The organism is Clostridium sp. 10cd* (assembly GCF_044336395.1).
GTDB lineage: Bacteria > Bacillota_I > Bacilli_A > Erysipelotrichales > Erysipelotrichaceae > Clostridium_AQ > Clostridium_AQ innocuum.
In genome coordinates, this window is sequence record NZ_CP172347.1 from 4,407,639 (window position 1) to 4,430,756 (window position 23,118).

Here is a 23,118-nt window from a genome sequence, read left to right on the forward strand (position 1 = left end):
TCCGGATTCCGTAAAAAGTGAATCCAACAGAAAACCGTCATAGACAGTTTCCTCTTCCTTTCTTACGGTATTGTTGATATACAGCCTGCCGTAAGCTTTCGGGGTATCTCTATGACGGTTATTTTATATGCAGTTTTTCTTCAGGAAAATAAAGCTTTGATTCCTCTTTTAAATCAGCTCTTGTTAATGCACGAACAATATCACTGGCCTTTGACAGCTCCTTAACCTTGCCGCTTTCCTCAAGTACCCAGATATTATGTCCGCTTTCATTGCTCTTATAAGGAGAATACGGCTTTTGTGAGACAACATCCTGATAAACATAATAGTCCGGATCGTATCCCAATGCCTGTACATGCAGCTGAATACGCTCTAAATCCTCCGGATTTTTCAGTGTTACATATTCAAACAGCTTTCGATTTAAGAGTCGATAGGATATATCACGCAGGATTTCATCCCTGCAGGTTACCAGCTCAGAGAATCCATACAGGGCTGCGGATTCGTCCAGACGATACAACGCATCAATGCCCGCATCCGCACCACAGAGGAATGGATGAAACATTTTTACATCACTCAGATATTCAGGATGCAGAGCATACACCTCCTTCATCCTGCGAAACAGGATAGAAAGCAGGGTTTCATAGCTGCGTGCCACCGGATGCAGATACACCTGCCAGTACATATGGTAACGGGCCATGATATAGTCCTCAACGCTATGTATCCCGCTTGCTTTTACAACGATTCTTCCATTCTTTACACGTATTGTTCTCAGAATTCGCTCCAGATCAAATTTTCCATAGCTGGTTCCGGTAAAATAAGCATCCCGCAGAAGATAATCCATACGATCCGCATCCAGCTGACCGCTTACCAGCTGATTCATACATTCCTTTGCATGGCGGTACTGGATAATACTAGCAACATCCTCCGGCAGCCGCGCATCACAGGCGGCAAGTATCTGATGAATTTCGCTATTCTCCATGATGATTTTCACGGTGTACTCTTCATGCTTATACGTACTGATTCCCTCAAAGGCGTGGGAAAACGGACCGTGTCCGATATCATGAAGCAGACCTGCCAGCATCACTACCGCCTTTTCGTAGTCACTCAATACCTCCCGCAGCTGATCAATTTCATAAACCATGCGCCGCACAATTTCATAAACCCCCAGAGAGTGGGAGAACCGTGAATGCTCTGCCGTATGATAAACCTGAAAATCTCCCCCCAGCTGATGGATCCGTCTCAGACGCTGCATTTCCTTTGCGTTGATGCAATCCCATACCACCTTCAGATCCACATGAATATAGCCGTGAATTGGATCGCGCAGAACTTTGGTTTCTTCTGTTTTAAGCATAATCTCTCACCCTCTTTTCTATTATCATTATACTATAAAGCGCTGTGTAATTATAACAAATTATGGAATTTAGATAAGCCTAAGAATTAACTGATATAAATACCTGTGAGTAAAACAAAGAAAATCGGAGCCTCTATCCGATCTTCCTTTCTATAAAAGCTATGAGCCTGCCACATATCCTGTTTTCTCAATCAGCTCTTTTCCTTCCTTTGACTGAATCCAGCTTAGAAACGGCTTCAGATTCTTATTCGTATTCCCCTTCACATAGACAGCATAAAACGGACTGCTGATCGGATATGTATCCTTGCGGATATTTTCAACGCTCGGTTCAATGCCATCCACCTTCAGAAGACGTATTCCCTTGTTTTTCACCATCCCCTGCGTATAATAGCGGAAGGAATAGCCGATTGCATTTTCCCTGTTTTCGTATTCTGCAGTTTCCGTTACGATATCTCCCATACCGCTTGCCACATCCTTTTGCGGTGGCGACATCAATTTCTTTCCCTCCATAAAGCGCAGCAAAGCCGATTGCGAACCGGTTCCCTCTGGACGCTGGAAGGCTCGAATTCGTTCATTATTGCCACCGACATCCCTCCAATTTGTGATGTTACCTCTGTAAATATCCTGAATCTGCTGTGATGTTAATGATTCCACCGGATTCTCAGAATTCACAAAGAATACGAAGGCCTCCATACCGAGGGGAACCATGATAAGCTCTTTTCCCTCTTTTTCAAACAGTTCCCTTTGCTTATCGCTGGGAGCTGCCACAAAAATAAGATCAGTATCACCCTTCTGTAGATTTTCATATGCTTCCGGGGTTGTTGTACATCGCACACTATCTGTACTATCATCATAGCCTTCCCTAGGATACACTGCCTGCACGAAGGAAGCATACACCGGGTATAATGCTGTTGCGCCGTCAAGCCTTAAAAGTGGCTCCTGCATCGAATAGGAGCTTTTTTTATCAGGAACTGCCAGCTTATCGCTATGAAACGGTTCATATTCAAACAAATCAACCTCACTGCGCATCACCTCAAACCGGCTCTGCCATGCATCATATGCAAAGGTCCCGCCCAGTATACAGATTCCCAGAATCACAGGGAGAATCAGCACAAGCTGTGTTTTCTTTTTCAGCCAGCACTGATTCCGCTGTTTTGATATCAGCATACTCCAGAGGTAGACAAACACCATAATCACTGTAAACATAAAAATCGGTGACATATATCTATGTGCAGTTGCCCATGCAAGCATGAGCGCAGACATTGAAACTATCGGTAGTGCCACAATCGTTATCAGCGTAAGCAGTACGATAAAGAATGCCCACATCATAAGGCGTTCTCCTGAAGCATGTCCAGTATAGGTTGATCTGCTGCTTCAAATTGATAGCTGTAAAGCTCGCGCGGCGTTACCAATGCATATTCATGATGGGCATGCAGATGAATTTCGCCACTTACATATCTGCAAAGATAGGCGTGTACAAGCAGTGTGCAATCCTCTCTGTTATCGCGAATCGTTGTAAGATATCTGTCGATATCCACACACAGCTCTAGCTCCTCCCTAATTTCACGAGCTACTGCCTGTTCCCGTGTTTCCCCCGACTCTACCTTGCCGCCTGGAAATTCCCAGATGTTCTCATGTACACCGCTGCTTCGCTTCGCAATGAGCAGACGCTGATCCATGCAAATTACAGCACATACGATATCCTTTGTCTTCACGCTTATTCCCTCCAATCTGTAAAATCCTCCGGATTCACATCCTCCTTTTGTCTGACATCATCCAGGTAAAAGGTATCCCCGATTCTTTGCAGCTTCCAATACTCCACAAAGGTTGATGTTTTTCGTTTACCTTCCGTAATTGTTTGCGTCTGTGAATTTATGGTGTAATCTATCATGCTTCCTTCGATATATAGCCAGCAGAAATCCTGACTATCATCGCGATAATCCTGAATGCCAACCACCGCACTTCTTCGCAGCTTGATATTATCCAGAACATTGCGCTCATTGCGCAGCTCCATCCAGGTAAGACGCATCTTCCACTGCTCATACAAATGTTCTGTAAGATAAGGCTTCAGATCTTCAACCTTTGCATTCGTCCATGCATCCTGTACATGATAGTAAATATCCTCTACCCGCTGCTTTATCAGCTTCTCATTCCAAATGGCATCCGTGTCTTCCAACCAATGCAGCAGGGCAGCACTTTGCTTTGCTTTCTTTTTCACTCTTCTACGATAGGCAAGCATCGGCATTGCAGGTATCAATACAAGCAGACCTCCTATGGCAATCGTAGAGAACATACTGCCAATCGGGTCATTGTATCCATGTCCGTAATAATGATCAGAATTCGTACTGCCTGATGAGGAACCGCCACTAGAGCTTCCCCCACCACCTCCGGAACCACCGCCTCCCGCTCTCGCATGCGCGGATAGCGGCAATAAAAGCGGCAGGATTATCAGGTAAACAAGGCATTTCTTTTTCATAGCATCACCCTTTATATGTTCATTATACAGGAAAAACACCAGATAACAAATGATGAAAACCAACAGTTTTTTAAGAATTGCTTCTTACGCAATTCATTCTCTTTCTCTGTTCACAAACATGCATATGTGCTATATTTAAGATAAGAATGGAGGGATTGTCATGAATGTAGCAACCATAGGAACAGGCTTTATCGTTGACTGGTTTTTAACGGCAGTGCAGGAAAGTGCCAATATCAGCTGTGTTGCCATGTATTCACGTAAGGAATCCTCAGCCCGCATGCTGGCAGACAAATATGAAATTGATAAAATCTATACGAATCTGGATGATATGCTGAAGGATGAGGAAATCAATTTCGTCTATGTCGCATCACCGAACAGCCTGCATTTTGAGCATGCATTGAAAGCTCTGCAGGCAGGAAAAAACGTTATCTGTGAAAAGCCGTTTACATCCACGGTTGAGGAATTCGATCGTCTGGTTAAAGAAGCACAGGACCGGCACCTGTATCTTTTCGAGGCGATCGTAACTGCACATATGCCAAATTATCTACGCATGAAAGAAGAGCTTCCAAGGCTTGGTACCATTCGGATGGTTCAGTGTAATTTTTCTCAATACTCCAGCCGCTATGACAAGTTTCTGCAGGGGGAAACACCGAATGTATTCAATCCGGAATTCTCCGGAGGAGCACTCGCAGACATCAATATTTATAATCTGCATTATGTAATTGGATTCTTCGGTAAACCCAAAACAGTGCACTACTATGCCAATAAACATGCAAATGGCATTGATACAAGCGGTGTTGTACTTATGCAATACGACGGCTTTCAGGCGGTATGCGTCGGCTGTAAGGATACCAGAAGTGAATGCATTGCACAGATTCAGGGAGAAAAGGGATTTATCACCATGCGTTCGGAAACAAGCAGATGTGCTGCCTATACCATTCAGATCGGCAGGGAACGTGCTGAGCATCCTTCCATCGTGCAGAATGATGTAGCTCTGTATTATGAATTACAGGATTTCCGTGATATTTATAAGCTGGATGACTATGAGCGCTGTACACAGCTGCTTGCTTATTCAAGAACGGTTATGGAGGTGTATGAAGCTGCCAGAAGGGATGCCGGAATCGTATTTGCGGCAGACAGGAATGGATTATGAGTGTATTTGAAAATGACTGGATCATGCGGCAGATTGAGGGCATGACCGACATGCTGGGCAAGGTGCTTTTACATCGGGAGAAAAGTGAAATCAGGGTGGAGGAGGAGCTCAGTGATGAAGATGTGAAAAAATATCACAGACGGATACAGGCTCTGCTAAGGGAAAGGAAATACCCCGAAGCTGTACAATATTTACGTGAATATTTTGCGACCGGCAGTATGGAATATCTCAAGGTTGCACTATCTGCGTTTGATCAGCTGAATTCTTTAAGCGAATCCGAGCTACAGGAAGGCGGCTATACACGGCAGGAGCTGTATAATGACCTGGAATTCATTACGCAACAATATGGTATCCATCTATAAACGAGCAAGACACGAATGAGCTTGCAATCATACTTCAGCGTGAAGTGGTACAAACTAAAAGCATACGTAAAAGCAGGAAATTCCTGTCTATGTCCTTAAAAACCAATACAGCTTTAGTGCAAAAGACGCAGGCCACAGCTTGCGTTCTTTACGTTTCATAAACTTCAATTAAAAAAGCAGAAAAGAAAACGATCTCTATATGATAAACAAAATAAGCCTGTTTACAGAAGGACTCATTCATGATAAGGAACAGATATTGCGTTAAGGTGATTGCTTTCAAATCTATTCCAAAGCAATAAACATCTCAAGCAGCTTCCTTCCATACTCCGTCCCACCCCATAGATCCTGCAGCTTTTTGTGTACTTCATCATCTGTAAGACCTTCTCTTCCGGCCTGACTCTCAATGATTTCTTGTATGACCGCCAGCCCGTCGCTGACATCGATATGCAAATGAATCAATTCTATTAGCGGACAGATAAAACGTTCACTAAGTGTCATTTTGCTCCATAGACTGCGGGCAACCGTATGCAGCTCTCTTGGAATTTCCGGATTGGAAAGTCGTTTTCGGTACAGCTGAAACCAATGCTCGCTCTCTTTCATGGCGATTCCGTACTTCGCTTTTAAAAGCTGTATCAAAAGACGAATATATGGGTCCAACCTGTTCTGAATTTCTTCATCCTTCGCTGCTTCATATAAATAGGTATGCTGTTTTTCAAGTGCAAGAAATGCCATTGCATCTGCATAGGTATTCAGCAGATACCGTTTGCGATAAAAGTGGGAGCGAATATTTGTTATCGACGGTATCTTGGCGATTCCCGTATCTGTCACCACGTCTGCATCGACACTGCATTCATGAAACGATTCACTCGTAACCTCCATAATGGTGGATCCTGCTGCGCAGATGCGGTCAACAATCGTATCCGGTATGCGAATCACAGACAGGTTTTTCCTCTGTTGTTCATTTTTCGCATAATCCATAAGCAGAGAGTGAAAGTATGCCCCTACACCCTCCACGTTCTCACAGCAAAGAACCATACGCCGGGAATCACTTTCCGTCCCCCATGCCATGGCTAGAACCTTTGCGACATGGATTAGATTTTCTCTGCGGACTGATGTAGTCACTGCATCACATATATGCAAATATGCAAGAAGCATCGCTTCATCCGTTACAGGTGAAACGATATCTTCTATTTTAATGGTATGCAGTCTCTGTTGTTCATCATCTGAAACATCCAGTGTATAGGACTTTGCATCCTTCATTTTTTCAATCAGCATCGGATTTGTATCCGCAAGCACGATACGGCAGCCGCTCTCATACAGCATTGGTACAACCAAACCTCTTCCCAATGCACCTGCGCCAAAATGGACGACCAGCTTCTTCTGTTTCATGGTCGATACTCCTTCCATTGCTCCTCAGCCTCCTGTGGATGCGTTACAAAACGGAATCTTTCCGGATTTTTCTCATACTGCGTATAGATTGGTACCCCCTGCTCCAGATGAAATTCCGGATATGCTCTTGCTTTCAGAATTTCTAGCTGTGCAGGGTGATATTGTGTATTCTGCACAAAGGTGATACTGCCATCCTTTACTTTTGGGAAAAATGCAACTCCTCTATGTGCGCGAACCTGCTCATAATCAAAATCATAATCACGGACACACCATGCACCAAACAGCATGGCTCTGGAGGGATCCGCGTTGATTGTACAATGTGCCCACCCCGGCGGTACAATCACTACATCTTTGGTTCTGGCATGAACTGCAAAGCAACGCCCCGGATCATCCCCGGCATATTCCTGCATATAGATATAGGCCTCCCCTGCCCAGATTTCATATACCTCACAGGTAGAGGCATTACATGAGACTGACACCGCATGGATATGCCCCTGAGAACGAACAGGCTCCTCCCCGATAACCCCTTTTTCAAAAATCATCGCGCCATACAAAAGATTGCGGTCAATTAAATCCTGCATATGCTTCTTTTTGGCTACATCCATCGCAACTGCATAAACAATGGACGGTCCTTCTGCATTCGGATCACTCAAGCTTGCACGTATATCATCCAGTCTACGCTTCTCTGTAAGCGGTCCTGTCGTAGCTGCATCATATATAAATTCCATTTTGTTCAGATCCACAGACAAATTCATTCCTGTATTTAATTTCATAATCATATCCTCCTATACACGCACTCCTGCTTTCCTTACTGCGCTTCGCTTTCTCTGTGATTACACCGTATGTTTTTATCCCTTAACGGTTTATACACTACGATAGATGCAATACGGGATGCTTATCATACGTATGCTTTTTCCTTCAACCTCATTTTTCACATTCCTTCCAAATGTATGAAAAACCTGTCGGCATGCCGCCTACTGCTCAGCCAACAGGCTTTTTCGTTATAAGTAAATGGCGATTTTGCTGTGATGGCGTCCATCCATTGCCTGTTCAAAGGCTGTCTGTACTGCTTCAAACGGGTATCTGCCCGTTATAATATCGCGCACTTGCAGGTGCTGTTCCCGAAACAATTTCAAAAGTCTTGGATAGGTATTCGTATAGCGGTAAGAGCCAATAATGCGAAGCCCCTGATATACAATATCCTTAAAGCTGATTTCCAAAGGACGATCACTGACACCGAGTTCCAGAAGTACGGCCTGCGGTATGCTGTGCTGCAGAAATTGCTTCACCACCTCACTGTTCCCGGTTGTATCAATGATGTGGGTAAACGGCTTCATAGATTCCAGTTCATACGCAGTTCCTATCAGAAACTGATTCTTTTTCATATGCAGACGCTCTCCTATGTCCCGCTTACTCTCATAAACATCCACTAGATGAACGCTCACCTCGGGATATAATTCCTGCATCAGCACTCCCATAAGCAGTCCGATAGATCCTGCTCCTAAAATCACAAGCCTGCTTTCCTTGTGAAAGTCCAACTTTTCAATCGCGCTGTATGCAACAGATAACGGCTCCAGCAGCGCACCTTCTTCAAAGGACATGGAATCCTCCAGCTTATAGATTGAGCTTTGCGGCCACTTCACATATTGCTTTAAAGCTCCGCTGATTCCCTTGCTGGCCATGAATTGCAATGATTCACAGAAATTATAATCTCCTCTTTGGCAGGCCTCGCAATGCCCGCAATAGCTCTGCGGCTCCACTGCTACACGATCTCCCTTTTGAACACTGCTTACAGCAGTACCGGTTTCTTTTACGATGCCGGCCATCTCATGTCCCAGCACCAGCGGATACTGTAAATCATGCGGCAGCGTTTCAGCCTGAAAGTAGCTGAGATCCGATCCGCAGATTGTAACAACCTTCACCTCAACAAGCACCTCATCCGCCTGCAGAGTTAGATCCTCCTGTACATCCGCAATGGCAAGCACCCCTTGCTGTTTCAATACTGCCTGTTTCATACTATCTCCATTCTCCTGCTGTATACAGTACAGCTTTCCTGCTTTCCCGTTGGATACTTCAAGTTTTTTACCCCTTATCCACCAAATCCAAACAGCTGACCTGCCTTGACAAACAACCAGAGAAGAATATTTCCGCCTTCATCCCAGTTGGTAAACATTGCGCCATTTGCTATCTGATCTGTAAATAACCCCGTCATGCTGCAAAGATCGGTGCATATTCCCGCCAGAGAGGAAGCAATCAGAGTGGCAGGTATGATCCAAAGCGTTGCACATATTACCGTATGAATGATATTTCCCTTTGTATACGGCACCATGCCGCCAATCCAGTATGGCAGAGCCGCAAGAGATGCAACCGGAAGAAAGTTACAGCCAGGAATAACCGCTGCAATCATAACGGAAATCGGATACATCAGGATTACTGTTGACATAACGGAAGGATCCCCCAGCAGAATGGCTGGGTCTACTGCGATATACAGCTCTCTGCCTGGAAATTTCTCTCTCATGAATTTAGACAGTGCATTGGAAATCGGTATAATACCTTCTGCAATAATAGACAGCATTCTTGGAAGAATGACAAGCACTGCCGCAAGCTTGATTGCCAGCTGTGCCGTGTTAATAAAATCAAAGCCGGCAACGATTCCCATAACGGTACCCATCAGCGCACCAATAACAGACATTTCCCCGAAAATTCCGAATTTCTCCTTAATCTGTTCGGAGGATGCCTTGATATCGCGAAGCCCCGGTATCTTGTTGATTACCCACATACATCCCTGTGCCCAGGATGCTGTAAAGGTACCTGAGGTCGCAACTACAGAAATTCCCTCCAAACCGTTAAACTCCTGTATTTTTTTAGCGTGATAATCGGCAAGCTTCATATTGATGACAAGCAAGATCAGACCGCTGGCAACACCGATATAGATATTTCCGGTAAAAGCCCACATCATACCGGCAACAAACTCACCATGCCAGATATTCCACATATCCACCCACAGCGTCTTTGTCCACTTTAAAACAACCATGATGAAATTCACTGCAATAATACCCAAAATCACCCAGACTACGCCCGGCCAAGCCCAGGCTGCACTGACATTTCCATACCCGATATCAATTACATTCAGACTCAATCCCAGATTATTTACGAGTGATTCTGTAACAGGTGTCATCGCTGCAACGGAATAATCAACGATCAGCCCCAATCCAACAAGCCCAACGCCCATATACAGGGCACTGCGCAGACTCTTGGTCAAACCGCCCTTAAACACCATACATAGTGTGAACATGATGAACGGCACAAACACACTGCTGCCCAAGGCGAAGAACCAGTCAAAAAAATTCTGTAGCATTTCCATAAGTTTCTCCTCACTTTCTCTGCTTATTTATTTTTCAAAATATCAGCCACTTTATCCACGACACGCTCCTGACCATCCTCATCCCCCGTCAGAAACGATATGGCATTGATAACCGGAAAATCATATTTCTGGCGAATATTCATGGAAGCGACAAGCACGGTAATACGATCAGCGTACCGTCCGATATCGTCCAGTCTGCCTACCTTGATTTCCACATCTGTGATTCCTCTTTTCTTCAAGCCCTGTTCCACTCCCTGGCTGGCAATAACGGAAGTCAGGGTTCCTGCGCCGCATACAACCAGTACCAATGGTTTACGATTCATGCTGTTTTCCTCCTTCTAATCGTTCTCTGACGATTTGTTCAATATCTGTTTCCTGCTCTGCCCGCATCAATTCCTCGATGAATGCTTCATCCTGGCACATGAGGATGATTCTGCTCAGCATTTCCATATGTGCATGTGCCTGATTCAAGGCAAGCAGCAGTACGACATCCACATCCACCAGCTCATCACATGCATCCATGCGGTGAAACGCAACACTTTTTTTCAAGGTGGCGATACCGATACACGGTACTTTTACATACTGCGGCTCCGTATGTGGTATAGCGATATTGCGTTTTCCTATCAGCAATCCGGTAGGATACTTCTGTTCCCGTTTTAATACCGCTTCCTGAAAATCTGCATTCACAAGATTTCGTTCCTTCATTCGCTTACTGAGTTCCTGTATGATATCTTCCTTCTGCTGTGCTGCATAATGCGGCAGAATACATTCTCTGACGATTTGTATTTCCTGATCCAACAGCTTCACCTCCCATCATGTTTTATCCTTCACCCATAAAATAGCAAAAACCGTGCCAACTAATTGGACGGTTTTGTGTAAGTGGCTATCAGCCTTATGATTTCCTGCGGCTTCTGACAAGCCGAAAGTGCCTGAATCAGCGTTGAATCGCTGCATATGGAGAACAATTCCTGCGTGTATGCAATACTCTCTTCCTGCAGAGCCGGCATCAAAATGATATTCGTTTCAAAGTCATCCTCCCATAAAATTGCATCCTGCAGGGTCAGAATAGCAATGGCAGGTTTTGTGACATGTTCTGTAAAACCATGCGGGATAGCTGCCTTTCCCATAATGGTTGCGCCCATTGCCTCCCGTTTGTATACATCCAGCAGATATTCCTGAGATACATATTCCTTTTTAACGAGCAGGTCTACCAGTTTTTCCAGAATATCATTTTTACATAAAGCATCCTGTACATGACAGAGTATGATATCCTCATCAAGAAGCTCCTGCAGGCAATTCACAGTTTTTCCGGGCTGTCTGTTATTTTTTATGATGCTTAGCAGCTCCTGCTGTGCTGTTCCATTAAGAATTTCATTCGTGGATAAAAATGGTATCTGGTGATACTCTATCTGAAAGTTTCCCAGTATCGCTAGAATATGATAGCTGCGAGCAAGGTGGTCCAGTTCAAATTCAATTCCGTTTTCACTGATGACCCCCAGTGTCAGTATTCGGATTGTCATGTTATGCTCCTGTAGCAGCTTTTGTATTTTTGACTGGATGAGGACCGCGCTGCCCTTACCTGTCAGACAAATGGAAACAATCACAGTCTCCTTTTCTTCAAGCTCCAGATTACCATGGAAATTGATTTCCTTTTCCATATTCAGTGCCTGTTCCAATTCATCCAGCGTTGTTTCTTCCAGAATTGCTCTGCGAATCGCCTCTATGACCATTACCGTGTCTACACGGGAGATTGTTCGTGTGTCAATTCCCGTACGCTGCGTAATTATCTGACCGAATGTTACCAGTGATCCCATATCTGTGAGAATTAAACAGCCCCTGCCTTCATCAAGCTGTTCCACTGCATGCTGTGTCCGCTGCAGGGCATGACTGCTTGGTTCATCCAAGGCACAGCGAAGTCCAACTGCAAAGCTAGCATTCAGCAGCTGATTGGCGACCTCCACCATTTCGATACCGACATTGCCATGTGTTAAAACAATGATTCCGATTTTCCCTCTGCTTTCCTCTTTCTTCTTTTTGGTAAAGGTTTTAAGATACATGGCGATAAACGCTATCTCATCCTCCGGCAGCTCTAACATGAAATCCTCATGATACTGCATACACATTTTTCGTGCAGTGGCAAATTCCAGCGGATACTCTTTTTTTATTTTTTCAAGCTGTGGATTCATAATACGTTTTCCACATTTCATACGTTCATAGCTTGCGCTCACATGCAGACAAAGGGGCGAGAGTATATTGGGACTGATATCCTGCATGCTCATCCTGGCGATATCAACCGATTTCTGTACGGATTGAATAATACGATTACCCACAACCTCTTCCAGATTTTTTCGATCAACCTGCTGATATTTTATTTTATTGAACAGATTGTCCATCTCTGTATCCAGTTCTTTTCCAAGTGTCTGATAAACCTCATGTTCTGTACATCCCTCATTCAAAAGGGCTTCGTATTTTTCTTCTATGAACTGATAGATATTCGGTCCCATATGCGCCAACTGTTCTCTTGGTTTTGTGCAGGAAACAAATAAATCACTTTCACACAGCTTCCGGGATTCACGTGATGCGGTATTAAGCGCGAGATTACCTACATGGGGTGGCAAATCATCCAGCGCTATAATCAGCTGTTCATCCCCATATGTAATATGCTTTAAGAAGCTTCGGGCACAGGCCACCTGAATATCACTTCGCAGCTGTCCGATATTGCCCGGACATGGATAATTCAGTAAAAGCCGCAAAGCATCCCTTTCCAAAATAATATTCTGCTGTATTCGCAGAGCTTCCTGAAACAGAAAGGCTTTGATAATCATAAGACGTTCCAGAAGCGGGCGCTCGCTCAATGGCGGCAAATCGATCAGCATGGGAATTCTGCGTCGAAAGGTTGTCAGAAGATAGGAATCCAGATCCTCCGTAGTGGCAGCAATGATAAGAAGTCTTGCCGTTCTTGTATTATCTGTTTCCCCCAGCTTTCGATACATCCCCTTATCAATCAGATAGAACAGCATTTCCTGGCCTTCGCTTGGCAGACGGTGTACCTCATCCAGAAACAGAATACCTCCGTCGGCTTTTTCCACAAGCCCTGATTTCTCATGATCCGCACCGGTAAAGGCTCCCTTCACATAACCGAACAGCTGTGAGAGTAAGAGCTCTGAATTATCCGCATAATCTGCACAGTTGAATATCACCAGCGGACTATCCTTCTGTATGGTACCCACATGAATGGCGAAGTGATACATGGCTTCGGCCAACTGGCTTTTTCCAACACCACTGGGGCCATGGATCAGCGTATGAAGACCTCTTGGCGGATAAAGAACAGCAGCCTGTGCCTGGGAAATCTGCCGCTTCATACTGCCGTCATAACCAATCAGCTGTTCAAAATCACGATCCGGATCCATTTGCAGGCGTTCCTCTTTTTTCGCTTTGGGCTCTAGCTCATCACGCACTGCTCTAGCAATAAATCGCGATATCTGATATCCCCGATCATTCAGTATCGCTGTAAGCTTCCGGTCTGATATTTTTTCGTTTGCCTGCAATATTTCCTTAACCTCTGGTAGTAATATCTGCCTTCTCCGCTCCCGGGAGTCTAAAATTCCCTGTTCCTGACGCAGAAGTGTAACTTCCTCACGACTCATATTGCAAAGCTTTGCGAGCTGCTCATCCGTATATGGATTTTTTCTATCCTCTTTTTCAATCAATTCCTTTATCGTGTAATTCATTATAATCTCCCTCTATTCTGTTTCCCCTTTCATTCCCCTTACTTTTATACATATTACGTGTTTCCTTTGTATTATACAACGGATATTATACAAAAAATAGTACCAATACAACAATCCATGAAATCGGAAACTATGTATATGGCAAACAGTCGTTCCCATCTTTCTAATTTATCATTGCGAATATTTATTTTTATAAAGATCAACGTTTTGTACTGAGCTTTCTTAGTATTTGACATGTATGGTGAAGCTGCCAAAAACATTACAAAAAGATCTGATCGTCATCATGACATACCAGACCTTTTTCATCAGATTGTTTTTGACTTTTTCCAGAATACCGGCAGCATCATCACCGCGGTAAAAAACAGAATAGCTGCAATTTCTATCGTATAGCGAAATTCATGGACTCCCAAAAACAGCAGCAGCAAAACAAGACACAGAGCCAGAGAAAGCTTCAGATGCAGCTGCTGCTTTCTACGTTCCAGCATCGTCTTATAGCTAAGACACGGGCCGAAATAAATGAAAATACCAAGTCCGGCAGGAAGAAAGACCAGCAGACTGTATATATTCAGATACTCCACACAGAATAACACCAGCAGATAGATAATCATCGTTATCAGATAGCAGCGTCCATATGTTTTTGCATGATAACCGCCAGTATAACGTTTCAGGAAAAGCAGCATGCACAGGTAAAGCACCGTTTCCCAGATAAACTGCAGGAAGTATCCCAGTATGAGCATACTGACAATCTGTATTCCCTGTGTAAGAAGAAGTTCAAGGGCAAAGCGGATGATATCCACCTCATCCTCTTCAATCAGACCTCGTTTTGCAAGAAATATGCTCAGCCTTCTACTTATTGTTTCCATGCTTCTGTGATTTCACAGATTCCTTTTTATAGGTAAAAGGCTTTGGCATAAAATGTCCAAAAACTGATGTGTTTGATACATTTTTTAATGCATAATCGATAAGTTTTTTCTTAATTTCAAATTTCATATAAATTTACCAACCTTTCTTATTTTGGAAGAGGCATCAGACAGTGCACACTTACCGTATGGCTTTGTTCATCATAATCATATTTCACCATACCTTCATATTGAGCTGCAATACGCTCAATGATTTTCATTCCATACCCATGTCCAGTTCCTTTTCTGGAATGAAAATCCGGTGCTTGAACAGTTGAATTGGTAACCTCAATAATCAGAGAATCGTTATGTATCATTAACTTTATGTCCACCTTCTTATGTTCACTACCCCTAGCGGCATCAATGGCATTATCCAGCATATTGAATACAAGAGCACACATATCCTTATCCTCAATACCTATTTCGTCATTTACAAATGCACTGACCTCAAACTGTATATCATTATTTGATTCAATTTTCGTATTCAGACACGCATCCAGAAACATATTCCCTGTCTTAATACGTTGTCCCAGCTCATCTACATCTTTTCTTACACGATCCAGATAATTCAAAAAATCACGGTCATGATGAATGCTTTCCAGTATCTCAATATGATTTCTCATATCGTGGCGAAGCTCTCTGTTTTTCTCCTGCTCCTCTTGTAAATCATGCATATATTGATTTTGTATATTTCTTGAAAGCTCCGTCAGTTCGATTTCACTCTTCTCCTGAGCAAGCAGCCAGAATCGAACAAAAATGAAATCTACGGTCAATGTCTGCACTACCATGAGCAGAAATACAAAGAACATAGCGAGATCCTTTGGATAAAGCTCCAACTCCCTCATGTACATCATAAGGACAAGCATGAAAAAAATTTGTAGAAAAACAAATGGAAGCAATTGCTTTCTTGATAATACAACGAAAAATCTACGATACAGATATACTGGTATCTGAAATGCTATTGCTGCACAGACATTAGCAAACATAATGGAAGCGGTACGCAATATCCCGGGTACAAAGGTTGCATCAAATGCCCCGTTGAATAAATGGATATGAGCATACATAAATATTTCTATAAAGGTCATGAACGAAACCGTATAAAACAATAGATAAAATAGGTTCAACAGTTTTATTTTTCTGCATAATACACAGATAAACAAAAAATCCGGAAGAGTAGAGAACATGTTGGATACTAAAAACATGATATCAGATACATCAATATTATTGGTAACAAGCATATTGATATAGCTGTATCCAATAATCAGCAGCACCGTACGAGTATTCCATTTTACATCATTGTTTACTCTGATAACGCAGAAGGCTATTCCTACAATATAAATTAAACAATACACATATTCCATAACTTCATTCATAACATCACTCTTTTCCTGCACAACTATTATATAAGAAGGCCTGTATGATGTCATGTAAAATTTAATTTTTCTATTTCTCTTGATTGAGATACCTTTTCCCTTCCCCCTTCCTACCATTATTATACTACAATATAACGAATTTTCGGTATACTATTTGCATGAATGGCCTTTTTTTTTGTATTCAATGGTCTTGGTAATCCCTCCTGTTTTTCATAAAAACACACCATCTGTAATTTCTATTTATTCCATTCCATGGGATTTACGCAAAAAGCACCTATAGCAGGTACAGTGCTGTTATCTTACTGTCCTCTATAGATGCTATTTCAAACAATTTAATTCCAGGATATGTTATGAAATACATATTTGTATATGAAAATTAGTATAAGAAGGGATCTGATTATGATAAACACAATAATTGAAAAGACATACAATGCTTTCTTAAGTACATTTAATTGCTTCTGAAGCATAATTTGGTGGACCTCTTATACTGCTGTTATATTCACTACATTTGGAACTGTGTAAACAATGTCCGCCGATAATCGGCAGTCAAGGAACTCATGTAATAGAAAAGAGTGCCTTGTATCATCATACGACATGGATATGAAAAAACACCGCTAACAAACAGACATGCAGAAAGGCCGGGGCTTTGCAGTTGTGATACATACATCATCATTATGGTTTTCATACTTGTTTTCATGGGACAGCCCCTCCTTTTTTTCGTATTTACAGTGTAGCACAAGCGGCTATAAAAACACAACAGGTATCCTCAAAATAGGAATTTTAAAATCACCTTTTTATTTAAGAGTAACCTGGCACCACTTATTCCAATCATAGTAATCACCTCATGTTCTTGTCAGCGATCCTTGCCGTGTTCATGATTTGAAAGTAAAAAATGACGGCATCATAGCTTTGTCGTCATTTGAAATAAAGCATCCATAATTTCGTTCTTACGCCGCCTGCTGATCTTCAGTACGCGATCAATACCCTTTACATGCAGTTCAAACCCGCGAATGGAGCGGATATATTCGATGTTCACAATATTGGCACGATTGATCTGAACGAAACGGCTGTTTAATTCATTCATCATGCGTTCCATGGAATACATGCGAAATATGTATTCACGATCCTTGGTATATGCATAGATGTCCTTAGAGAAATACTCCATATAAATGATATCCTTTTGTGCAAGCATCTCATAACCGCCATCAGTACGTATCTTAAAATCAGCGTTATCCTGTAAAAACTCAAAAGCATCCTGCAGCGTTCTCTTCAGCTTTTCATCTATTTTGGATTTCAGAACATAGCGGAATACGTTGATTCCAAATGCATCCTCCATACGATCTGCATAATTCGTTACATAGATCACCAGTGTCCGTTCATTGGCAATATACTTTGCCAGATGAATCCCATCCATGCCCGGCATTTCGATATCCAGCAGAAGTATGTCATATATATGTTTACTTCTCAAAAAATCATTTACATTATTATACGTATCGATGAAAAGCTGTTCCTCTAATCCAAAGGCCTCTATTTTATCACGAATCATATTTGTATAGCATGGTTCATCATCCAGTAATGCTATATGGTAAACAGTCTGCATATATATTCCCCTGTCTTTTCTTTTATTGCCATTACCAGCAGGCAATGCTGCTGTCGGTTCTTGACTCACTTCCTGCCATAAATGTTCCATTATCAAGCCGCACAATAATCTGCCCGCGTCCGAAGCCGGCAGTCTCCAAATCAACCTGAAGCTGATGACCGCGCTCCTGCAGCTTTCTTGCAATGTTGGTATCAAAGCTGTCCTCTATGATAAATTTTTTATCCTTCACCCACTGCCAGCGGGGTGCATCCAGTGCCTGCTGTGGATTCAGATGGAAATCTATCATATTCATAACCACCTGCACATGTCCCTGGGGCTGCATATAGCCTCCCATGACGCCGAATGGACCAACTGCGTTTCCATTCCTTGTAAGAAATCCGGGAATGATGGTATGGTAGGTACGCTTTCCGGGAACAAGAGCATTGACATGATTGGGATTCAAAGAGAAATCATGTCCGCGGTTTTGAAGGGCGATTCCTGTGTCCTTTACTACAACCCCACTGCCAAAGCCCATATAATTGCTTTGAATGAAGGATACCATATTTCCTTCGCTGTCTGCTGTACATAAATATACGGTACCGCTTTTCGGCGGCATGTGGACCGCAGGCTGTTTTGCAAAAGCTTCGATTTCCTGCGAACGCTCTCTGCCATAGGCTGCATGTAACAGGCTTTGTACCCCGGTTTTCATATATTTGGCATCTGTAATATGATGCAAGCCGTCTGCAAATGCCATTTTCATTGCTTCAAACTGATGATGAAACATTTCCTCATCCCGCTGTGCAAACTGGAATTCCTTTAATATATTCAATGCCATCAATGCAACGATTCCCTGTCCGTTAGGCGGCAGCTCCCAAACATCATAGCCGTGATAATGTACTGAAACCGGATCCACCCATATTGCCTTATGCTGCTGCAGATCCTTTTTCCGCAGGTATCCGCCGTGTGCGATACTGTCTTCTTCTATACGCTGTGCAAGCTCTCCTTCATATAAGGCGGCTGCCTGTGTTTCCGCTATTTTCTCCAATGTTTTCGCATGATGCGGAAGCTTTACCAGCCGTCCTACCTCCGGTGCCATTCCCTGAAAGGTGAATGCCTGAAACCATTGTGCAAATACCGGATCATCCTTTTTATCCGTATAGCTTCTGACAGCCATCTTCCACATTCTGGAAAGTTCCGGCGGTACCGGATATCCGTCACGGGCATAGGTGATCGCAGGTGCGAGTACCTGTGCAAAGGGCAGCTTTCCAAACCGGCGGCTTAATTCCGCCCACGCCTTGGGTGCTCCCGGTACCGTTACCGGTGTCCATCCATGCTTCGGCATTTCCGTGATACCCTGTTCCTTCAGTTTTTCTATTGAAATTTCCATAGGTGCACAGCCTGAGCTGTTTAAACCGTACATGGCATCCTTGTACCACACAATGGCGAAGGCATCGGAACCGATACCGTTTGCTGTAGGCTCAACAACGGTAAGTGTTGCGGCTGTTGCAATCGCGGCATCAATGGCGTTGCCACCCTCTCGCATAATCTGCAATCCCGCTGCAGCAGCAAGATTGTTTCCGGTTGCAACAACACCGTTTGCGGCTACTGTGGGATAGCGGCCTCTGGTATAGGGCTGATGATATATATTGAACATAAGTAAACCTCCATATGTATTATTATATAGTGTAGCGCTTTCTCTTACAATCCCAAAACCAGGGGAAAATACCTCACAGTTCTTGTATTTATGTTTGTTTTTTGTATAATATGGGTATTCTTTATATGGAAATGAGGGTGTTTATGAAAATTTACTGGGAACTGTTTTCTGTCTTTATGCGGATCGGAGCCTTTACCTTTGGTGGAGGCTATGCCATGCTGCCGCTGATACAGAAGGAAATTGTGGATAAAAAACATTGGGCCACAGAAGAGGAAATTATGGATTACTATGCGGTTGCGCAGTGTACACCGGGAATCATCATGGTGAACACGGCAACGTTTATCGGCTTTTATGAGAAAGGAATCCTTGGTGCTATTATCGCAACGCTGGGTGTTGTTACGCCAAGCATCATCATTATTCTGCTGATTGCCTCTGTGCTTACCACCTATTCCTCACTTGCTATTGTTCAGCATGCTTTAGCAGGTATCCGTGTCGCGGTTTGTGTTCTTGTTTTAAACGCTGTAGTCAAGCTCTGGAAAAGCGGCATTAAGGATACCTTCGGCATCTTGTTATTTGCCGTTGTCCTAGCCGCAATCACCTTTACAAGTGTATCAACCGTTCTTATTGTTATCATCGCCGCATTACTTGGTGTGATTGTCTGTGCACTTCGCCGCAGGGAGGTGAAGGAATGAATCTGGAGTTATTGCTGCTTGCCTTCTACGAATTTTTCAAAACCGGACTGTTTGCCCTTGGAGGTGGTCTGGCTACCATACCGTTTCTTACGGAAATGATGAATAAATATCACTGGTTTACTGCAGATATGCTGACCGACATGATTGCTGTGAGTGAATCAACACCAGGTGCAATCGGTATCAATATGGCAACCTACACCGGTTATCATATCAATGGTGTGCTGGGTGGTATCATTGCGACGCTTGGGCTTGTTGCGCCAAGCATCATCGTGATCTGTATCGTTGCGCAGTTTCTGAAGAAGTTTAAGGACAGTGAGCTGGTGAAATCCGTTTTCTACGGTATTCGTCCAGCAGTCACTGCACTCATCGCCTCTGCCGGTATAACGATTTTCATCGCTGCTTTATTTCAGGATAGTGAAAATTTCATGGAAATGGTCAAATGGCCGTGTATCCTGCTGTTGGCCGTTATCTTTTATTTATCGAATAAACGCAAATGGCATCCAATTTTATGCATTGCTGCTTCCGCCGCTGTGGGTATGCTGTTTCAGCTGTAGAATATATGGGAAGCTTCGCTCCCTATATTTGCAACAAATTATTTCATATTCAAAACGATTGAAAAACGTAAAATCGCTAATATTTTAATTTATATCAAAGAAAGTGAACTTATAGATTTCAACGATATTTTATCCATATTCATCAGAAAAAGAAGGGGTCTTTCGCATTGTGTGAAGCACCTCTTTTTTACTCTACTTCACCCATGTCTAATCTATCTCTGTTCCTTATTAACAGATAGATTTCCTATCATAAAAACGGAAGGATATCCAACAATAACGGTGATAGATATTGTCGGATAAGATATTTACACCGAAAATATCTTAAGCATTATAATCTCGAAATAGATTCTCCCTCATGATTTGTGTTAGCAGTAAAAGCTATATCTATCTTATATTCAAAAAGATTGAACTTTTAATCGTGCTAAGCTCAATCTTATATAGAATAATAAAGTTTATTAAAGAAACATCAGCATATATAACGGGTAATCCTCTATCCTTTCAGATATATTTAAATTTCTGATAGAAAAGCGTAATGCTCTTTTCGGCTCATACTTATCTATATACGCTTTTAGACTTCTTGCCCTTGTGTTCATGGAGCTTTTCACTTCAATCGGTACAATACCGCAATCCTGTTCAATAATAAAATCTATCTCTGAATGAGAAGACGGTTCAAAATAATGCAAACTGTATTTATTGAATGTCAGCATCTGCGCCACAATGTTTTCATAGATTGCTCCCTTATATACACCTAACTCATTCTTCAGAATATCCTGCATCACAGTTTCTTTGAACTGAGAGAGTAATAAGCCAGTATCACTCATATATATCTTATATACAGAAGATTCCTCATAGGCCTCCATCGGTACATCGATACATTGCAGCCGGTAACAAAATGAAATAGTCCCGCTGTCTTTCAGCCACTGAAGGCTGTTTTCAAAATGCGCTGCCTGTCCTCCCTTTCTCACGAGCTTATATTGGAACTTCTTATTTTCTTTTGCGAGCTGCAGAGGAATGGAACGAAAACATTCATGTGTTCTTATTTTTTCTGATGCATCTGCGTATTTTGCCATATCCCGATAGTAGCCTTCTACGATTTGCTGCTGAATATTTCTTGTCTTTACAAAATCCCCGGTTTCCACAAAGGTTTTCACCGCTTCCGGCATACCCCCGGTTATTATGTAATTTCTGAAGTGCTTCATATATTCCTTATGAATACCTTCATTTACTCTTCGCTTTTCTGTATAACATTCCTTAAGGTAGGAAATATGTTCAGCTTTTAAGCCAACAGCATATAAAAATTCCATAAATCCCATTGGTTGCATTTCCATGGATTCCACATAGCCTACAGGATAGGAGGAAGTACGATTCACAGCTACTCCCAGCAGACTGCCGCTCAATATGTAATCATAAGGTGTTTCTGTACCTAGAAATTTGATGGATGTCAACGCCTGGGGACACGCCTGTATTTCATCCAATATAACTAAAATTTCTTTAGCCTTCCAATCTGCTTCAGGGAAGAAAACCTGCAGATTCATCATGATTTCTTCCGGTTTCGATGTCTGTTCAAAAAAAGCTCTGATATCATCATCTCTTTCAAAGTTAATATATACATAAGATAGGTAGTGCTTTTTAGCAAAATTAAGTATGCTGTACGTCTTTCCCACCTGTCTTGATCCAGATATAAGTAAAGGTTTATGATTTTCCTGCTTTTTCCACTTTAAGAAATTTTCTTCTATCATTCGATACATAGCACCACTCCTATGATAGTAGTATACTACATTTGAATGCAAACGCCAACCCTGTGACATTTTCACGAACATAAAATCATAATTATTTTTATTTTTGTGTACATAAAACAATAAATTTTTATGATTTTATGAAGATAAAACCATTTTCACCCTTGTTATCATTCTAACATAGCTGTTTATGATTATTAAGCTATCCTTCAACAATCTCTTAATAAGATGTCTTATCCCATCAACTGCAATAATCAGTTACCTTTTTTACCAGCTTCACTTTTACGATTCGATTGGCAATACAATTTCCACTGTAAATATTTTATGATTAACAGTTCTTGTAATAATGCCATTTTTCTCCTTCACCACTTCACAAACACGCTGAAAGTCGATTCCGTGCTTTTCTTTATCTTCTTTACTTGTAATAAGCTTCTGATTATCCATATGGATTTCTCCTATATTACAGCTATTTTCTATAATAAGCCTAACCCTGTCCGCTTTTTTTATTGTTGAAAGCTTTATAAACCTTTTATTTTCTACGTATTTTTGAGCCTCTATAGCATTATCAATCAGATTTCCCAGGATCGTTGTCAATTCAAAAAGATTCAGAAAATCCAGCGTATTTTTAAAACCACACGTTAAATCAATATTTAGTGATTTTATTTTTTCTACTTTTGAATTTATCAGATAATTCAAATACATATTTGATGTTGAAAGAACATCTATAATTTCCATCTTACCTATAATATCCTGCAAACATTTTAATGCCAGCTCATCATCAACCTTAATCGTTGATTCTAGCATAATG

At 42.2% G+C, this 23,118-nt stretch carries 21 protein-coding genes; 4 read left to right on the forward strand and 17 right to left on the reverse strand.

The genetic code is table 11. The features are described from left to right. Window positions 1–118: 118 nt before the first annotated feature. From ACG3M1_RS21900 to ACG3M1_RS21915, 4 genes are all read right to left on the reverse strand, one after another. Window positions 119–1,348 (reverse strand): HD domain-containing protein, encoded by a 1,230-nt coding sequence (locus ACG3M1_RS21900; RefSeq protein ID WP_002606426.1) that lies wholly within the window; start codon window positions 1,346–1,348, stop codon window positions 119–121. A gap of 159 nt (window positions 1,349–1,507) precedes the next feature. Then, window positions 1,508–2,677, reverse strand: a complete 1,170-nt coding sequence (locus tag ACG3M1_RS21905; protein WP_395814603.1) for a PstS family phosphate ABC transporter substrate-binding protein — start codon at window positions 2,675–2,677, stop codon at window positions 1,508–1,510. Then, window positions 2,674–3,063: a (deoxy)nucleoside triphosphate pyrophosphohydrolase gene (locus ACG3M1_RS21910; protein ID WP_009269975.1), complete on the reverse strand. Its 390-nt coding sequence runs from the start codon at window positions 3,061–3,063 to the stop codon at window positions 2,674–2,676. The genes ACG3M1_RS21905 and ACG3M1_RS21910 overlap by 4 nt, the downstream gene beginning before the upstream one ends. A 2-nt stretch (window positions 3,064–3,065) precedes the next feature. Continuing rightward, the gene (locus ACG3M1_RS21915) at window positions 3,066–3,824 is read right to left on the reverse strand and encodes a Tim44 domain-containing protein (protein ID WP_009269976.1); all 759 of its coding nucleotides are present in this window, start codon (window positions 3,822–3,824) and stop codon (window positions 3,066–3,068) included. Between the two features lie 160 nt (window positions 3,825–3,984). Between ACG3M1_RS21915 and ACG3M1_RS21920 the strand changes: the two genes are divergently transcribed. Both ACG3M1_RS21920 and ACG3M1_RS21925 read left to right on the forward strand, forming a co-directional pair. Next, window positions 3,985–4,977 (forward strand): Gfo/Idh/MocA family protein, encoded by a 993-nt coding sequence (locus ACG3M1_RS21920; RefSeq protein WP_009269977.1) that lies wholly within the window; start codon window positions 3,985–3,987, stop codon window positions 4,975–4,977. Then, window positions 4,974–5,339 (forward strand): DUF6483 family protein, encoded by a 366-nt coding sequence (locus ACG3M1_RS21925; RefSeq protein ID WP_008816288.1) that lies wholly within the window; start codon window positions 4,974–4,976, stop codon window positions 5,337–5,339. The genes ACG3M1_RS21920 and ACG3M1_RS21925 overlap by 4 nt, the downstream gene beginning before the upstream one ends. A gap of 282 nt (window positions 5,340–5,621) precedes the next feature. Here ACG3M1_RS21925 and ACG3M1_RS21930 read toward each other — a convergent pair whose 3' ends face one another. From ACG3M1_RS21930 to ACG3M1_RS21980, 11 genes are all read right to left on the reverse strand, one after another. Continuing rightward, entirely contained in the window at window positions 5,622–6,728 is a 1,107-nt protein-coding gene (locus ACG3M1_RS21930; protein WP_233105126.1) for a mannitol dehydrogenase, read from the reverse strand. Next, window positions 6,725–7,501, reverse strand: a complete 777-nt coding sequence (locus ACG3M1_RS21935; RefSeq protein WP_008816286.1) for a glucose-6-phosphate isomerase family protein — start codon at window positions 7,499–7,501, stop codon at window positions 6,725–6,727. The genes ACG3M1_RS21930 and ACG3M1_RS21935 overlap by 4 nt, the downstream gene beginning before the upstream one ends. Window positions 7,502–7,729: 228 nt before the next feature. Then, window positions 7,730–8,743 (reverse strand): zinc-dependent alcohol dehydrogenase, encoded by a 1,014-nt coding sequence (locus tag ACG3M1_RS21940; protein ID WP_008816285.1) that lies wholly within the window; start codon window positions 8,741–8,743, stop codon window positions 7,730–7,732. 74 nt (window positions 8,744–8,817) lie between these two features. After that, window positions 8,818–10,092, reverse strand: coding sequence for a PTS transporter subunit IIC (locus tag ACG3M1_RS21945; protein WP_008816284.1), 1,275 nt, complete (start codon window positions 10,090–10,092; stop codon window positions 8,818–8,820). A gap of 23 nt (window positions 10,093–10,115) precedes the next feature. Beyond that, the gene (locus ACG3M1_RS21950; RefSeq protein ID WP_002606436.1) at window positions 10,116–10,415 is read right to left on the reverse strand and encodes a PTS sucrose transporter subunit IIABC; all 300 of its coding nucleotides are present in this window, start codon (window positions 10,413–10,415) and stop codon (window positions 10,116–10,118) included. Then, on the reverse strand, window positions 10,405–10,890 hold the full coding sequence (locus ACG3M1_RS21955; RefSeq protein WP_002606437.1) for a PTS sugar transporter subunit IIA: 486 nt from the start codon (window positions 10,888–10,890) through the stop codon (window positions 10,405–10,407). Before ACG3M1_RS21955 ends, ACG3M1_RS21950 begins: the two co-directional genes overlap by 11 nt. Before the next feature lie 59 nt (window positions 10,891–10,949). Continuing rightward, window positions 10,950–13,823, reverse strand: a complete 2,874-nt coding sequence (locus tag ACG3M1_RS21960) for a sigma 54-interacting transcriptional regulator (RefSeq protein WP_008816283.1) — start codon at window positions 13,821–13,823, stop codon at window positions 10,950–10,952. 305 nt (window positions 13,824–14,128) lie between these two features. Continuing rightward, complete coding sequence (locus ACG3M1_RS21965) at window positions 14,129–14,686, reverse strand: accessory gene regulator ArgB-like protein (protein ID WP_009269982.1); 558 nt, start codon at window positions 14,684–14,686, stop codon at window positions 14,129–14,131. Window positions 14,687–14,832: 146 nt separating this feature from the next. Further along, window positions 14,833–16,095, reverse strand: coding sequence for a sensor histidine kinase (locus ACG3M1_RS21970; RefSeq protein WP_224721051.1), 1,263 nt, complete (start codon window positions 16,093–16,095; stop codon window positions 14,833–14,835). Window positions 16,096–16,996: 901 nt separating this feature from the next. Continuing rightward, window positions 16,997–17,695 carry a LytR/AlgR family response regulator transcription factor gene (locus ACG3M1_RS21975; RefSeq protein WP_008816279.1) on the reverse strand — a complete coding sequence of 233 codons (699 nt, stop codon included), beginning with the start codon at window positions 17,693–17,695 and terminating at the stop codon, window positions 16,997–16,999. Window positions 17,696–17,726: 31 nt separating this feature from the next. Next, window positions 17,727–19,328, reverse strand: a complete 1,602-nt coding sequence (locus ACG3M1_RS21980) for a gamma-glutamyltransferase family protein (protein ID WP_009269984.1) — start codon at window positions 19,326–19,328, stop codon at window positions 17,727–17,729. 143 nt (window positions 19,329–19,471) lie between these two features. On the opposite strand from ACG3M1_RS21980, the gene ACG3M1_RS21985 reads away from it, so the two are divergent. Continuing rightward, the gene (locus ACG3M1_RS21985) at window positions 19,472–20,020 is read left to right on the forward strand and encodes a chromate transporter (protein ID WP_009269985.1); all 549 of its coding nucleotides are present in this window, start codon (window positions 19,472–19,474) and stop codon (window positions 20,018–20,020) included. Then, window positions 20,017–20,574 carry a chromate transporter gene (locus tag ACG3M1_RS21990; protein WP_008816276.1) on the forward strand — a complete coding sequence of 186 codons (558 nt, stop codon included), beginning with the start codon at window positions 20,017–20,019 and terminating at the stop codon, window positions 20,572–20,574. Before ACG3M1_RS21985 ends, ACG3M1_RS21990 begins: the two co-directional genes overlap by 4 nt. 455 nt (window positions 20,575–21,029) lie before the next feature. Here the strand turns inward: ACG3M1_RS21990 and ACG3M1_RS21995 are convergent, their stop codons facing one another. Together ACG3M1_RS21995 and ACG3M1_RS22000 are read right to left on the reverse strand one after the other, a co-directional pair. Next, window positions 21,030–22,382 carry an ATP-binding protein gene (locus tag ACG3M1_RS21995; RefSeq protein WP_335337626.1) on the reverse strand — a complete coding sequence of 451 codons (1,353 nt, stop codon included), beginning with the start codon at window positions 22,380–22,382 and terminating at the stop codon, window positions 21,030–21,032. A 210-nt stretch (window positions 22,383–22,592) separates the two neighbouring features. Further along, entirely contained in the window at window positions 22,593–23,114 is a 522-nt protein-coding gene (locus tag ACG3M1_RS22000; RefSeq protein ID WP_395814606.1) for a GHKL domain-containing protein, read from the reverse strand. Between the last annotated feature and the right edge of the window lie 4 nt (window positions 23,115–23,118).